14 protein-coding genes, 4 tRNA genes and 1 pseudogene are annotated in these 13,548 nt (G+C 45.9%); 13 read left to right on the top strand and 6 right to left on the bottom strand.

Annotated features, from left to right (window positions below; all coding sequences use genetic code 11):
- Window positions 1-471 precede the first annotated feature (471 nt).
- The 6 genes and pseudogenes from AC0J20_RS08080 to AC0J20_RS08055 form a co-directional block, all read left to right on the top strand.
- A pseudogene (locus tag AC0J20_RS08080) lies at window positions 472-1,956 on the top strand (DNA translocase FtsK); the annotation flags it as partial.
- A 3-nt stretch (window positions 1,957-1,959) separates the two neighbouring features.
- Window positions 1,960-2,574, top strand: a complete 615-nt coding sequence (gene lolA / locus AC0J20_RS08075; RefSeq protein WP_473021305.1) for an outer membrane lipoprotein periplasmic chaperone LolA — start codon at window positions 1,960-1,962, stop codon at window positions 2,572-2,574.
- A 33-nt stretch (window positions 2,575-2,607) separates the two neighbouring features.
- Window positions 2,608-3,891, top strand: coding sequence for a replication-associated recombination protein A (locus AC0J20_RS08070; RefSeq protein WP_473021304.1), 1,284 nt, complete (start codon window positions 2,608-2,610; stop codon window positions 3,889-3,891).
- Window positions 3,884-4,264, top strand: coding sequence for a fluoride efflux transporter CrcB (gene crcB, locus AC0J20_RS08065; protein WP_229527355.1), 381 nt, complete (start codon window positions 3,884-3,886; stop codon window positions 4,262-4,264). Before AC0J20_RS08070 ends, crcB begins: the two co-directional genes overlap by 8 nt.
- A 9-nt stretch (window positions 4,265-4,273) precedes the next feature.
- On the top strand, window positions 4,274-5,569 hold the full coding sequence (gene serS, locus AC0J20_RS08060; protein ID WP_473021303.1) for a serine--tRNA ligase: 1,296 nt from the start codon (window positions 4,274-4,276) through the stop codon (window positions 5,567-5,569).
- Window positions 5,570-5,618: 49 nt separating this feature from the next.
- Window positions 5,619-5,756: a hypothetical protein gene (locus AC0J20_RS08055; protein WP_229527353.1), complete on the top strand. Its 138-nt coding sequence runs from the start codon at window positions 5,619-5,621 to the stop codon at window positions 5,754-5,756.
- Between the two features lies 1 nt (window position 5,757).
- Here the strand turns inward: AC0J20_RS08055 and AC0J20_RS08050 are convergent, their stop codons facing one another.
- From AC0J20_RS08050 to AC0J20_RS08030, 5 genes are all read right to left on the bottom strand, one after another.
- Window positions 5,758-6,096: a TusE/DsrC/DsvC family sulfur relay protein gene (locus AC0J20_RS08050; RefSeq protein ID WP_229527352.1), complete on the bottom strand. Its 339-nt coding sequence runs from the start codon at window positions 6,094-6,096 to the stop codon at window positions 5,758-5,760.
- 11 nt (window positions 6,097-6,107) lie between these two features.
- Entirely contained in the window at window positions 6,108-6,377 is a 270-nt protein-coding gene (locus AC0J20_RS08045) for a DsrH/TusB family sulfur relay protein (protein ID WP_473021302.1), read from the bottom strand.
- Window positions 6,374-6,730: a DsrE family protein gene (locus AC0J20_RS08040; protein ID WP_473021301.1), complete on the bottom strand. Its 357-nt coding sequence runs from the start codon at window positions 6,728-6,730 to the stop codon at window positions 6,374-6,376. Before AC0J20_RS08040 ends, AC0J20_RS08045 begins: the two co-directional genes overlap by 4 nt.
- Before the next feature lies 1 nt (window position 6,731).
- Window positions 6,732-7,112: a sulfurtransferase complex subunit TusD gene (tusD, locus tag AC0J20_RS08035; RefSeq protein WP_473021300.1), complete on the bottom strand. Its 381-nt coding sequence runs from the start codon at window positions 7,110-7,112 to the stop codon at window positions 6,732-6,734.
- 83 nt (window positions 7,113-7,195) lie between these two features.
- Window positions 7,196-7,864, bottom strand: a complete 669-nt coding sequence (locus AC0J20_RS08030; RefSeq protein ID WP_229527348.1) for a Bax inhibitor-1/YccA family protein — start codon at window positions 7,862-7,864, stop codon at window positions 7,196-7,198.
- A gap of 246 nt (window positions 7,865-8,110) precedes the next feature.
- On the opposite strand from AC0J20_RS08030, the gene AC0J20_RS08025 reads away from it, so the two are divergent.
- The 7 genes from AC0J20_RS08025 (at window position 8,111) to AC0J20_RS07995 (ending at window position 12,364) form a co-directional block, all read left to right on the top strand.
- Window positions 8,111-8,202: transfer RNA gene (locus AC0J20_RS08025), tRNA-Ser, on the top strand.
- A gap of 629 nt (window positions 8,203-8,831) precedes the next feature.
- Window positions 8,832-9,476: a UvrY/SirA/GacA family response regulator transcription factor gene (gene uvrY, locus AC0J20_RS08020; protein WP_229527347.1), complete on the top strand. Its 645-nt coding sequence runs from the start codon at window positions 8,832-8,834 to the stop codon at window positions 9,474-9,476.
- A gap of 5 nt (window positions 9,477-9,481) precedes the next feature.
- Window positions 9,482-11,329, top strand: coding sequence for an excinuclease ABC subunit UvrC (gene uvrC / locus AC0J20_RS08015; RefSeq protein WP_473021299.1), 1,848 nt, complete (start codon window positions 9,482-9,484; stop codon window positions 11,327-11,329).
- 32 nt (window positions 11,330-11,361) lie between these two features.
- Window positions 11,362-11,916, top strand: a complete 555-nt coding sequence (pgsA, locus tag AC0J20_RS08010; RefSeq protein ID WP_473021298.1) for a CDP-diacylglycerol--glycerol-3-phosphate 3-phosphatidyltransferase — start codon at window positions 11,362-11,364, stop codon at window positions 11,914-11,916.
- A 163-nt stretch (window positions 11,917-12,079) separates the two neighbouring features.
- Window positions 12,080-12,155: transfer RNA gene (locus AC0J20_RS08005), tRNA-Gly, on the top strand.
- A gap of 6 nt (window positions 12,156-12,161) precedes the next feature.
- Window positions 12,162-12,235 (top strand) — tRNA-Cys (locus AC0J20_RS08000).
- 42 nt (window positions 12,236-12,277) lie between these two features.
- A tRNA-Leu gene (locus AC0J20_RS07995) sits at window positions 12,278-12,364 on the top strand.
- Window positions 12,365-12,478: 114 nt separating this feature from the next.
- Here AC0J20_RS07995 and AC0J20_RS07990 read toward each other — a convergent pair.
- Window positions 12,479-13,492: a phage integrase gene (locus tag AC0J20_RS07990; RefSeq protein ID WP_473021297.1), complete on the bottom strand. Its 1,014-nt coding sequence runs from the start codon at window positions 13,490-13,492 to the stop codon at window positions 12,479-12,481.
- Between the last annotated feature and the right edge of the window lie 56 nt (window positions 13,493-13,548).

Here is a 13,548-nt window from a genome sequence, read left to right as displayed (position 1 = left end):
TTTGACGGTAGTAGCAGCCCAAGATTGACAGACAAAAGTAAAGATAAGCAACTTGCTACTTCACGTGCCAGTTCCCACAACATTGAAATCACCAGTATGCGCCCGGAGCCCGAACTGGATGACGATCAAGATCAGGAAGTCGTACAGGAAGATTATGATGTACCTGAGCGCAAAGAAGACAAGTTCGAAGCAAGAAAATCGGCTGACGAAAAGTCCCACAGCTTTTCTGCTATCACCAATTTATTTAAGCCCAAGCCTGTTACGGTTGAAGTGGTATCCGAAGAGGTCACCGAACGCAAAGAGCCAATAATCACTAACGATGCAGGTGCCCCGGATGCGCCAAAAGAGGCCAAAGCAACACCCGCAGCAGAACCTAAAGAAGCCGCTAAAGCTGCTGTTACGGTTGGTGTTCCAGGCGCCAGGCCGCTAAAAACCTTTAAAGAACTGGAAGATGTACCCGAAGGTATCGTGCCGTCTTTTGACTTGCTGGACAGACCGAACAAAAAGCAAAATCCAATATCAGAAGAAGAGTTAGAGCAAATCGCCCGTCTGGTGGAAGCAAAACTGGCAGACTTCAACGTGGAAGCACGGGTAGTGGGCGTGTTCCCAGGCCCCGTTATCACCCGTTTTGAACTGGATTTGGCGCCTGGCGTCAAAGTCAGCAAAATTACCGGATTGGCAAAAGATCTGGCGCGTGCCATGTCAGCCATGTCAGTGCGCGTAGTTGAAGTCATTCCGGGCAAATCGGTAATCGGTCTTGAATTGCCAAACAAAACCCGGGAAACCGTGTTCTTAAGTGAAGTAATCGGTGGACCGAAATTCCAGTCTAATCCCTCCAACCTGACCATGGTACTGGGGGCTGATATTTCCGGAAACCCGGTGGTGGTAGACCTGGCTAAGATGCCTCATTTATTGGTGGCCGGTACAACCGGTTCCGGTAAGTCAGTTGGGGTTAATGTAATGATCTTATCATTACTCTATAAATCCACACCGGAAGATGTGCGCTTTATCATGATAGACCCAAAAATGTTGGAGCTTTCTGTGTACGAGGGTATCCCTCACTTACTGGCAGAAGTGGTAACCGACATGAAAGAAGCGTCCAATGCGCTGCGCTGGTGTGTGGGAGAAATGGAGCGCCGTTACCGATTGATGTCAGCAATGGGTGTGCGAAACCTGAAAGGGTACAATGCCAAAGTAATGAAGGCGAAAGAGCAGGGGACACCGATAAAAGATCCACTCTGGTCTTCGGAGCAAAGTATGGATGAAGAAGCTCCGGAGCTGGAAAAGTTACCCTCCATAGTTGTTGTGGTAGACGAATTTGCCGACATGATGATGATTGTTGGCAAAAAAGTAGAAGAACTGATTGCCCGAATTGCGCAAAAGGCACGTGCGGCGGGCATACATCTGATACTGGCAACACAACGACCTTCGGTGGATGTAATTACCGGCTTAATTAAGGCAAATATCCCTACCCGGATAGCCTTCCAGGTGTCGTCGAAAATTGATTCCAGAACTATTTTGGATCAACAAGGGGCAGAAGCCCTGTTGGGTATGGGGGATATGCTTTATTTGCCTCCGGGCACAGGGGTTCCAACCCGCGTACACGGGGCATTTGTGGATGATCACGAGGTTCACGCCGTTGTTGGTGATTGGAAAAAACGCGGCGAACCTGAGTACATCGATGAGATCTTAAACGGGGAAGCCAGTGCTGATGTCATGCTACCTGGTGAACAGGCCGAGAACGAAGATCAGGAATACGATGCCTTTTATGATGAGGCGGTTGCGTTTGTTACTGAATCCCGTCGTGCTTCGGTTTCCGGTGTACAACGTAAATTCAGAATTGGTTACAACCGTGCAGCCCGTCTGGTAGAGCAAATGGAGCAAAACGGCGTGGTATCGCCACCCGGGCACAATGGTAATCGCGATGTATTGGCTGCACCGCCACCTAAGGACTAATGAATGATTAAAAAGTTTACATATCTGGTATTGGTATTGACGCTTTCACACTCTGCCCTGGCCAGTGATGACAGCAAAATGGCATTAAAAAAACAGTTAGCGCAACTGCAATCTTTCAGTGCTAAATTTCAGCAAAAGGTATCAGATGCGTTAGGCGAAGAACTGCAAAATGCAGAAGGCATATTGTTATTAAAACAACCACAGAAATTGTACTGGGAGTCATACGAGCCAAACGAAATGCAACTGATTGCCGATGGTGATACCTTGTGGCACGTTGACCCTTTTGTGGAGCAGGTGGTCGCCATTAACCAACAAAATGCGGCGCAGGACCATCCGGTAATGCTACTGGCTCAGCCCGACTCACCGATGTGGCAACACTATCTGGTTGAAGAAACCGCTGTAGGTAGCTTCACCATGAAAAGCCTGAAGGCAGATAGCGATTTTATTTCTTTAACCCTGTCATTCACCCAGGGAAATCTTACGACACTGACTATTCTGGATAAGATGGAACAGACCAACCAGTTGTTCTTTTCCGAGGTAGAACAAAATCAGCCCATAAGTGATGAGCGTTTTACCTTCACGTTGCCTGAGGGCTATAGCCTGGATGATCAACGGTAGTTCAGGGTAACAAAATCCAGAGTAACAAATACCATGCAACAATCAGGCTCGCCGCTCGCGGCGCAACTCAGGCCCAAAACACTGCAGGATTATATCGGCCAGGCGCATTTGCTTGGTCAGGGCATGCCTTTACGTGCCGCACTGGAAGCCGGAAACCTGCATTCAATGGTGTTTTGGGGGCCGCCTGGAACCGGAAAAACTACAATGGCAGAAATGGTGGCTGCCCATAATGATGCTCAGTTAATACGCCTTTCCGCTGTTACCTCTGGTATTAAGGATATCCGGGAAGCAGTGGCAACTGCACAGCAGAACCGAACCCAGTTTAATCAGAAAACTATTTTATTTGTGGACGAAGTTCACCGTTTTAACAAATCCCAACAGGACGCGTTTTTACCGCATATCGAAGACGGCAGTATCGTATTTATTGGTGCCACCACCGAAAACCCTGCGTTTGAACTGAACCGGGCACTGCTATCTCGGGTGCGTTTATACATCCTGGAAAAGCTCAGTAAAACAGAAATCCAGCAGGTTATCTCACGTGCTGTGGGGTACCTAAATACGTCGATTACCGAGGATGCGCTGGTGCTGTTGAGTAATTTTGCGTCCGGTGATGCCAGGCGAGCTCTGAACTGTATAGAGCTGGCTCATAGTGTTGCCAAAGCTGAAATTACACCTGTTGAGATCAAATATGCCGTAGAGGGACGGGTGGTCCAGTTCGACAAACAGGGCGATCACTTTTACGATTTAATTTCGGCGTTTCATAAATCAGTGCGCGGCTCCAGCCCGGACGCCGCTTTGTACTGGTACTGTCGTATTTTAGAAGCCGGAGGCGAGCCGCTTTATGTAGCACGCCGCCTGCTGGCCATTGCATCAGAGGATATTGGCAATGCCGATCCACGCGCCCTACAAATTGTAGTGAATGCCTGGGATATTTTTCATCGGGTAGGCCCGGCTGAAGGCGAAAGGGCAATTGCCCAGGCGACTGTGTACTGTGCCAGTGCGGCCAAGAGTAATGCGGTTTACAAAGCCTTTAAAGCAGCACGGCAATTGGCCGCAGAAACCGGCGATGCCGAAGTACCGGTGCACTTGCGTAACGCGCCTACAAAGATTGCAAAACAACAGGGTCATGGCCAGGAATACCGCTACGCTCACAACGAAGATTATGCCTACGCCGCGGGTGAAAACTACTTTCCACAAGAACTCAGTGACCAAAAGTTTTATTTCCCTGAACCCCGAGGCTTAGAAAAACAAATCCGCGAAAAACTGGATTATTTAGCCGAACTGGATAAAAACAGCAGCAACAAACGCTATGAGTAGTTTAAATATTTATCTGTTGGTGGCTGTTGGTGGGGCGTTTGGTGCGTCACTACGCTTTTTTATCTCACAAATCATGCTGCAATGGCTTGGCAAGGGGTTTCCTTTTGGTACACTGCTGGTCAATGTTGTGGGGTCATTTTTATTGGGCTGGGTTTACAGCCTGACCGAGCATGGCCACCTGGAAATTGTTCCCTGGCGGACGTTAATCGCCATAGGGTTTTTAGGGGCTTTTACAACTTTCTCTACCTTTTCCGTAGACAGTTTATTGCTTTTGCAACAAGGCCACTACCTGAAAGGTATTCTGAATATATTTTTGAATCTCAGTTGTTGCCTGGGCGCTGCCTGGGTAGGACTACATATTATTAAGGGTTAATCAAACACCATGTTGGATGCAAAATTGTTGCGAACGGATCTGCAAGATACCGCCGAAAAGCTGGCGGCTCGCGGGTTCAAACTTGACGTTGAAAAGTTAGCTGCACTGGAAGAAAAAAGAAAATCACTGCAGGTAAAAACACAAGAACTACAAAATGAGCGCAACGTCCGTTCCAAGTCGATTGGTAAAGCCAAAGCATCCGGTGAGGATATTCAACCTTTACTGGCCGAAGTGGGCAAGCTTGGTGACGAATTAGATGCCGCTAAGCATGAATTGAGTGCGTTACTGGAAGAAATTCAGCTGATTTCGCAATCTGTACCCAATGTGCCTGACAGTGCCGTGCCAGCAGGTAAAGACGAAACCGAAAACCAGGAAATCAGCAAATGGGGCACACCCAAAACGTTTGATTTCGAGGTTAAAGATCATGTGGATCTCGCAACTGGGTTGAACAATGGTGCCGATTTTGAAACGGCAGCCAAACTCACCGGTTCTCGCTTTGTAGTGATGAACGGTAAAATTGCCAGATTACATCGCGCTCTGGCGCAGTTTATGTTGGACACTCACACCGCCGGGCACGGTTATGAAGAGTGCTACGTTCCTTTGCTGGTAAACGACGAGTCGCTGTTTGGCACCGGTCAATTGCCTAAATTTGGTGAAGATTTGTTTCACACCAAACCGGCCACCGAAGAAGGGCAAGGCCTGGCGCTGATCCCAACTGCGGAAGTGCCACTGACCAACATTGCCAGAGATGTTATTTTTGATGCTAAACAATTACCGGTAAAAATGACCGCACATACCCCCTGTTTCAGAAGTGAAGCAGGCTCCTATGGGCGTGATACCCGCGGCTTAATCAGACAACATCAGTTTGATAAGGTGGAATTGGTGCAGTTGGTTGAGCCAGCTAAATCCATGGAAGCCCTGGAAGAACTTACCGGCCATGCTGAAAAGATTTTGCAGTTACTGGAACTGCCTTATCGTAAAGTCCTGTTGTGCACCGGTGATATGGGCTTTGCCAGCTGCAAAACCTACGATTTAGAAGTGTGGCTGCCAGCGCAAAACACTTACAGAGAGATTTCCAGCTGCAGTAATATGGGCGATTTCCAGGCCAGACGGATGCAGGCTCGCTATCGTGCCGCCGACAACCAAAAACCTGAGCTAATTCATACCCTAAATGGCTCCGGATTGGCGGTAGGTCGTACCCTGGTGGCTATTTTGGAAAACAACCAACAGGCTGATGGCAGTGTTGCTATTCCAAAAGTGCTGCAAGGCTACATGGGTGGACTGGAAAAAATTTCGGTAGCGTAATACTATCCGGTAACAATGTTATCGGATAAAAAGTATCACAGGGGTCGTTATGGCAAGAAGTCGTGAGTTCAAACAAATGATGAAGTGGATATACTGGTTATGTATTCTGGCCATCATAGGTTTTATCGGTTACATCGGATTTGAAATATTCGTGACAGTAAACGAAGGCATGGGCCAAAAGAACTAACTCACAGGCATTTAGCCGGTTTTGGCAATCCGGCAAGCTTAGTCGCTTGTTTAGCCGCACCTTTAGGGAACAGTCGATGCAGATAACGGCTGTTTCCTTTATCTTCCCCCAGTTTCTTTTTCATGGCGTTAACCAGCGCTCTGATTGCCGGGCTGGTATTAAATTCCAGATAAAACTCGCGAACAAACCAGACTACTTCCCAGTGACTGTCAGTTAACTGGATATTTTCAGATTCCGCTAACAGCGGCACCATGTCCGCGTCCCAATCTTCAACGTTTTGTAAATACCCGTTTTTGTCCAACGGAATGCTTTTACCATTAAATTCTAATGTATCGGACATTAATGTTTTCCTTACCACGACAGGGTTCTGTCAAATTGTGCTGTCAGCGCGACTAACTGCGGGTAATTAAGTTGTTCCAGGTTGGAGCTGCGCAATGCCATACCTCTGAGCTGCAAATCTTCTTGCAGCACATAAACTTTCTGTTGCAGGGGTAAACTGTCATTGGCCAGATAAACGGCTTCAGCCATTAATACCAGCGCATCTTCTGGCGTAATCAGATAAGCCTGCTCACTGAGCAAGTCAAATCCGGCATTGTTGGTTAACAGGTGTAGGGTGCTCAAAATCGAATGACTCGTTGATATTCGGAAAGTGTCAGCGACAGATCCGCCGGGGTTAGTACCTGCACAAAATCAGGTAACTCTTGCTGGTTGATATTATGCCGTTGCAAATCCAATTGACTGGCATAAATGTTCTCAATGTCGTAAAAGGGCAGAGCTGCAAAGCTTTTGGTAAAATCTTTTAATGAGGTACCGGTGGTATTCACGGATGTCAGTTGCCGAACGCCACCTGAAACAAAGAACATGGCGGTGGGGATCTCAAAGGTGCCCAACACCATTGCCATATCCACGGCGTCTTGCCCGGAGGTGTTGGCAAATGGCGGCTGAGTAATAACTAAAGCGATGTTTTTTGTCATATTAAAACTGTATAAAATGCTCAGCAGTTTGGCTTAGCTGGCTGAACTCTGCCAGGCCGCCAGCGTGAAAGGGTGCACTGAGGTTAAAGGCGTTTGTTTGCTGTGCATCTTCCTCGGTAATAACGCCACGTTTAATCGCAGCTGAAGCACAGACAATCAGTTCCACATTGCTGTCTTGAGCCAGCTCCGTCCATTGCTTGTGAAGATTAAGCTCATCACCGGGTGGTTGCATAAAAGCATTGGCGTTGTGAATACCCTCGCCATAAAAGAACAGCGCCACCTTATTGGATTGCTCAGCTGCCGCTTTTGCGAATTGTAAAGCGGAATAACAATTAGCCGAGGCAGTTGGTGAGCTGGTTACTAAAATCAGGAATGTTTTCATACGGATAGTTTACTTTAACAAACCGTAAAAACAAAACACCCCGCAAAAGCGGGGTGTTTTAATTGACTCTGTTTAATCAGAGATTAATCGTCGCCACCAAACGCACCCAGCAAGTGCAGGATTGCGGTGAACAGGTTGTAGATGTTCAGGTATAAAGACACAGTGGCTCTGATGTAGTTAGTCTCACCACCGTGAATAATACGGCTGGTATCAAACAGGATCAGGCCAGACATGATAAATACAATCGCTGCACTTACTGCCAGAGACAGCGCCGGAATACCCATAAAGATATTGGCGATGCTGGCTACGATGGCAACAATCAAACCTACCATCAAAAAACCGCCCATAAATGAGAAGTCTTTCTTAGTTGTTAATACATAACCAGACAGTGCGAAAAACACTAATGCCGTCGCACCTAATGCCTGCATGATTAACGCACCACCACCCTGTAATTCGGAATAGGCGTTAAGTAGTGGCCCTAATGAGCCGCCTAATAAACCTGTGAAAACAAAGATCCAGGCTAAGCCTGAAGCTTTATCTGCTTGTTTGTTAACAATAAAGAGACACACAAATGCACCAATAGACATGCCTAAAGCCGCCATTGGTGAAAGATTCATGCCCATAGTAATACCGGCGCAAATGGCACTGAAGACAAGTGTCAGGCCAAGAAGCATGTAGGTATTACGCAGAACCTTATTGGTCTCCAGTACTGAAGGCCTTGAACTGGCAGAATACACTGAATTTTGTTGCATCGTTAAACTCCGTAGTTAGTCAGCAAAAAATAGATATTATTATCTAATGCTAGTTTTAGGGTTTCGACCACATTTTTCAACTAAAATTCACTGTAAAGAGGTCGAAAAAGCGTAACCAGATATTCGAATTTTTCTGATTAGCTAATTATTTGGTCAATTTGATTAAAGTTAAGGCAGTCGAACAAATTAATGGAAATTAACCCTTTACAACCCTAAACAACATCATTAATATGCGCTCCACAATTTGGAGAGATGGCAGAGCTCGGTTGAATGCACCTGACTTGAAATCAGGCGTGGGGTTAAACCCACCGGGGGTTCGAATCCCTCTCTCTCCGCCAAATTCGAAGAAAGCCGCACTTTAGTGCGGCTTTTTTTGTGGGCCTTAATAAAGAGCTACCAACTGCTGAATTATTCCAATTCAACCTGACAATACTTAAATGCCAACACCGGGGTTTATCTTTAGTCACGGTTCTACTTGTTTGAAGCCGACCGGGAGTAATTTATGCCGGGACAGATACATTCCTAAGATAATACCATCGCTTGATCAGATTAAACTTGAATTGAACCCGCCCAACCGCTACCGTTTCACAAAAAATATCTTTTTAATCAATGGAAAAAATCAAGAAATGTCGATGTGGCTGTAAAGCTATGTTACCTATGCAGTCCAAAACCTGCCCGGACCGCTGGGTGATCCGTTGTAGTTTTGAGCAATGCAAGGCAGTTAATTACGGTGTTGGCTTACCCGATACCATTAAGGGATGGAACCGGTTGAGTTCCGGATTTTACCGTTAACCGGTTCAGATTGTTGAATAAATGGTCAAATATTTCGAAAATTGCTGCAGGCTCAGGCTGTCATTGACTAATTTGGATATTTTTACTTGCCCAATGGCGGTCTGTTGATTAAATTCTATTGTTGTATTGTGCAAAACAAGAAGAGACTTCCTGATGTTAGAGTGGAGCTACTAGATTGATAAAACTTCTGTTAGTTGATGATCATGACCTGGTCAGAACTGGAATTCGCCGAATTTTGGATGATGTTGAAGGATTCAATGTAATAGCCGAAGCTCAAAGTGGTGAGGCGGCAGTTAAACTGTGCCGTAAAGATCCACCGGATATTGTATTGATGGACATGAGCATGCCGGGTATAGGCGGGCTTGAAGCCACCAAGCAAATATTGCGTATCAATGAAGACATCAAAGTTGTGGCGCTTTCAGTACATAAAGAAAACCCATTTCCTGCAAAAGTGATGCAGATGGGAGCGTTTGGCTACCTCACCAAAGATGCCGATCCCCAGGAAATGATCATTGCTATCCAGAAAGTGGCAAGGGGCCAGAAGTACATTGCACCCGAGATAGCGCAACAAATCGCGTTGGGTCAGTTGGATCTGAATGAAGATGATCCCTTTAAGTCGCTGTCTGAGCGTGAACTGCAAATCATGATCATGATCACCAAAGGCACCAAAGTTCCGGATATTGCGGTGCAATTAAATATCAGTGCTAAAACAGTCAATACCTATCGTTACAGAATGTTTGAAAAGCTCAATGTCAGCTCCGATGTCGAACTCACTCACCTTGCATTACGTCATCACCTGATAAAATCTGATAACCTTTAATTCCCATGTCAGACAAGGAAGAAAGCCAGAGTAATTCGTTTGACTCTGGTGCATTTCTCAAAAATCTCACTCAGCAACCCGGCGTTTATCGCATGTATAACGACAAAGGGGATGTGATTTATGTGGGCAAAGCCAAGAATCTGAAAAAGCGGGTATCCAGTTACTTTAAGACCAATCTGGATAGCGTAAAAACCATTTCCTTAGTGAAGAATATAGCCAATATGGATGTGACGGTAACGCATTCAGAAACCGAAGCTTTCATACTGGAAAATAACTTTATAAAAAAGTACAAACCCCGTTACAACGTATTGCTGCGGGATGATAAGTCCTATCCCTATATTCACCTGTCTGGTCATCAACACCCCAGACTGAGCATTTTTCGCGGCACCAAAAGAGAGAAGGGCGGTGAGTACTTTGGCCCTTACCCCAGTGCCTGGTCGGTGCGGGAAAGCTTGCGTCTGATGCAAAAGATCTTTCCGGTGCGCCAATGCGAAGACAGTTATTATCGCGCCCGCTCCAGACCATGCCTGCAGTATCAGCTTAAGCGTTGTTCAGCTCCCTGTGTGCCCGGCTATGTCTCTGATCCTGAATATCAGGACCAGGTAGATTTAGCGCGCATGTTTTTAAAGGGCAAAAGCAAAGACGTTATCGCTTCTTTGGCAGATAAAATGGAAAGCGCCAGTCAGTCGCTGAACTTTGAGCAGGCAGCGGTTCATCGCGATCAAATCACTATATTAAACCGTATTCAGGAGCAGCAATGGGTTAGCGGCTCGCAGGAAGAAATGGACGTATTTGGTTTGGCCTATCGCAATGGTACCGCCTGTATTCAAGGCTTTTTCATCCGGGATAATAAATTACTGGGCAACAAAAGCTTTACGCCTAAGGTACCTGCTAATTCCGAGCTCAACGAAGTATTGGAGTCTTTTGTGGTGCAATACTATTTGTCTGGCGGAAAAAGCATTCCCAGCCAGGTGGTTTTGCCATTTAAACTCGAAGACAAAGACGCCCTGGAAAAAGCCTTAAGTCAGGAAGCAGGGCGCAAGGTGACTTTTTACCAGGGACTCAGAGACGAGAAAAAGCGCTACCTGGAGCTGGCCACCACCAATGCCGAAACCACTTTAACCACCTTATTATCACAACAAAAATCAATTCACGCTCGCTATCTTGAGTTGGAAAAGGTGCTGGAATGGCAAAAGCCCATTCAGCGGATGGAATGTTTCGATATATCCCATACTTCGGGCCAGCAAACCGTGGCCTCCTGTGTGGTGTTTAATCGCGAAGGGCCTTTTAAGAACGACTACCGTCGTTACAACATCGAAGGAATTACCCCAGGTGATGATTATGCCGCTATGGCCCAGGCCCTAAAAAGGCGATTTAAGCCCGGCTCAGATCCTGCCAAAATTCCGGATATCTTGTTTATTGACGGAGGTAAAGGTCAGTTAGCCCAGGCCGAGGCCTTTTTTGAAGACTGGCAGGGAGATAAAACACCACAATTGATTGGTGTGGCAAAAGGGACTTCGCGCAAGCCGGGACTGGAAACGCTGATTATGGCAGGCAGCCACGAGACTATTCCGCTGGAGGCAGATTCCATCGCCCTACATCTGATCCAGCACATCCGTGACGAATCACACCGGTTTGCCATTGCAGGACACCGCAATCGTCGTCAGAAAGAAAAGAAACGCTCAAAACTGGAAGATATTCCAGGAGTAGGTGCTAAACGCCGGCAAAGCCTGTTAAGATATATGGGTGGTTTGCAGGAAGTGTTAGGCGCCAGCGTAGAACAACTAGAGCAAGTCCCGGGCGTTAGCCGCGAATTAGCCGAAAAGATTCATGCCTGGCTCCGTTCAGCCTGATACCAAAACAGACAGAAGATTACAGGAATTCAATGTACACCATTCCCAACCTGCTTACTTTTTTTAGAGTATTACTCATCCCCGTGTTTGTCGTTGTCTACTACCTGGACTGGCAGTGGGCACATCAGGCCGGCGCCTTTATATTTTGGTTAGCCGCAATCACGGACTGGTTTGATGGTTATCTGGCCAGAAAGCTACAACAAACCACCAGTTTTGGTGCATTCCTGGACCCGGTAGCCGATAAATTGATTGTCGCAGCCGCGCTGTTAATGATTACGCATACATATAGCACTTTGTGGATCACTATTCCGGCTATTTTGTTGATGTCTCGTGAGATCTTTGTGTCTTCGTTAAGGGAGTGGATGGCCAAGCACGGTGAGTCTGACACGGTAAAGGTGTCATTCTGGGGGAAAGCAAAAACCATGGCTCAAATGTTGGCACTAATCGGATTATTGTCTGAATTTGAAGTTTTGTACTGGGTAACTCTTGGCTATATTTTGCTTTATGTTGCCACCGTATTATCGGTGTACTCTATGGCCCAGTATTCGGTTGCCGCATGGACGACTATTCGTAAATACGCAAAATAACGCGAAATTGTTTGAAAATGACGCACTTAAGCCAAAAATCAAGCAGTCAGTTTAAAAAGAACATTTTTTCTGTTGACAGTAGGGCGCTTCACTGTAAAATCCTGCTCCACGTTTTGAGGTGCCGTCACTCAACTGAAACATCCTTAAAACGTAGCAAGTATTTGCGGGAATAGCTCAGCTGGTAGAGCACAACCTTGCCAAGGTTGGGGTCGCGAGTTCGAATCTCGTTTCCCGCTCCAAATGCTGGCGGGTTGGCAGAGTGGCTATGCAGCGGATTGCAAATCCGTGGACCTCGGTTCGACTCCGGGACCCGCCTCCATAATTTGGAAAATCCAATAGTGCAATTGCACTAACCCCCTAAGCCCGGGTGGTGAAATTGGTAGACACAAGGGATTTAAAATCCCTCGATCGTAAGATCGTGCCGGTTCAAGTCCGGCCCCGGGCACCATTTAAAACCACATAAAAATCAAATGCTTACCGGCAAAACATTCTAAATGTATTTCACTTTGTCAACAGATATTATCTCGCCAATGCCGACAAAATGCCTACAAAAATTACAAAACTAAACTTGCTTTAGCAGGTCATTTGAAACTACCGGATTTAATTCAGCCATTTTTTCCAGGTGACTTGCTCCATGTTCCAGATAAACCATAGTGGTTTGAATACTGCTGTGGCCGAGAACATCTTTTAGCGTAAGAATATCTCCTCCATTCTTCATAAAGTAGACAGCAAACGTATGACGTAAAACATGTGTCATTTGACCATCAGGCAAAACTATACCAGAACGAGCTATAGCCGCCTCAAAAGCATCATAGGTACCACAAAACAGTCTTTCTTTAGATTGGGGGGTATGTGCCTTTATAAGCGCATACAGCGTTTTACTTATTCGTAATGTTCGAGGTTTTTTCCCTTTGGTTCGGTTTAACATTATTCTGCAATCGTAAACTTGGCCCGGTTCTAGCTTTTCAGCTTCACTCCAACGAGTGCCTGTAGATAGGCAAATCAATACGATAATCAGTAAATGCCTGCTCTCTGATTCTTCACATGCTTTTAAAAGTTTCTTTTGCTCTGGAATCGTCAGGAACCTTACTGCACTTCTTTGCTGCTTCTCATATTCAACACCTAATACGGGGTTACTACCATTAAATTGACCTGATTTGATCTGCTGATTGAATACGGCTCTTAGATAATCAAATTCACGTTTCACGGTGGCTGGTTTTACTGCCGCTTTTCCAGAAAGGCGCTTTTGTCGATAATCGGTTAAATCTTCTGTTTTAAGCAGTCTGGCTATTGGATTTCCTAAACCATTAGCCAAATTGTTAAGTTTCATCAATCTGGCTTTGGAGTCTGTAAGTAAGAAGCCTTTAGCGTCAAACCAACGTTTAATTAAAACTAAAAGTCTTGTGTTATCCTTTTTTGTCCCGATGCTTTCATCATTCTCAATTTTTGCAATTAAATCACGTTCAATTCTAAGTGCTTCGGCTTTAGTTGCAGCCTTCCTCCGTATATCACGACCGCCTTTCCCATCGGGATAGAGTCTAACAATCCAACCATCGTTCGTTTTCTTAATACTCATAGAAATCAAAAATTAACCATATTGTGAATCCAGTGTAACCTAACAAAGCCCCAATC

This window comes from Planctobacterium sp. R6, assembly GCF_055755215.1.
Note: the sequence above shows the minus strand (reverse complement) of the source record. Positions and strands in the feature narration are given on the sequence as shown.

Coding starts and splice junctions, on each gene's coding strand:
- AC0J20_RS08030 (WP_229527348.1), bottom strand. CDS start 7,864: ATGCAACAAAATTCAGTGTATTCTGCCAGTTCAAGGCCTTCAGTACTG.
- AC0J20_RS08050 (WP_229527352.1), bottom strand. CDS start 6,096: ATGTCCGATACATTAGAATTTAATGGTAAAAGCATTCCGTTGGACAAA.
- AC0J20_RS07990 (WP_473021297.1), bottom strand. CDS start 13,492: ATGAGTATTAAGAAAACGAACGATGGTTGGATTGTTAGACTCTATCCC.
- AC0J20_RS08055 (WP_229527353.1), top strand. CDS start 5,619: ATGGCAAGAAGTCGTGAGTTCAAACAAATGATGAAGTGGATATACTGG.
- AC0J20_RS08070 (WP_473021304.1), top strand. CDS start 2,608: ATGCAACAATCAGGCTCGCCGCTCGCGGCGCAACTCAGGCCCAAAACA.
- uvrC (WP_473021299.1), top strand. CDS start 9,482: ATGTCAGACAAGGAAGAAAGCCAGAGTAATTCGTTTGACTCTGGTGCA.
- AC0J20_RS08040 (WP_473021301.1), bottom strand. CDS start 6,730: ATGACAAAAAACATCGCTTTAGTTATTACTCAGCCGCCATTTGCCAAC.
- serS (WP_473021303.1), top strand. CDS start 4,274: ATGTTGGATGCAAAATTGTTGCGAACGGATCTGCAAGATACCGCCGAA.
- lolA (WP_473021305.1), top strand. CDS start 1,960: ATGATTAAAAAGTTTACATATCTGGTATTGGTATTGACGCTTTCACAC.
- crcB (WP_229527355.1), top strand. CDS start 3,884: ATGAGTAGTTTAAATATTTATCTGTTGGTGGCTGTTGGTGGGGCGTTT.
- pgsA (WP_473021298.1), top strand. CDS start 11,362: ATGTACACCATTCCCAACCTGCTTACTTTTTTTAGAGTATTACTCATC.
- tusD (WP_473021300.1), bottom strand. CDS start 7,112: ATGAAAACATTCCTGATTTTAGTAACCAGCTCACCAACTGCCTCGGCT.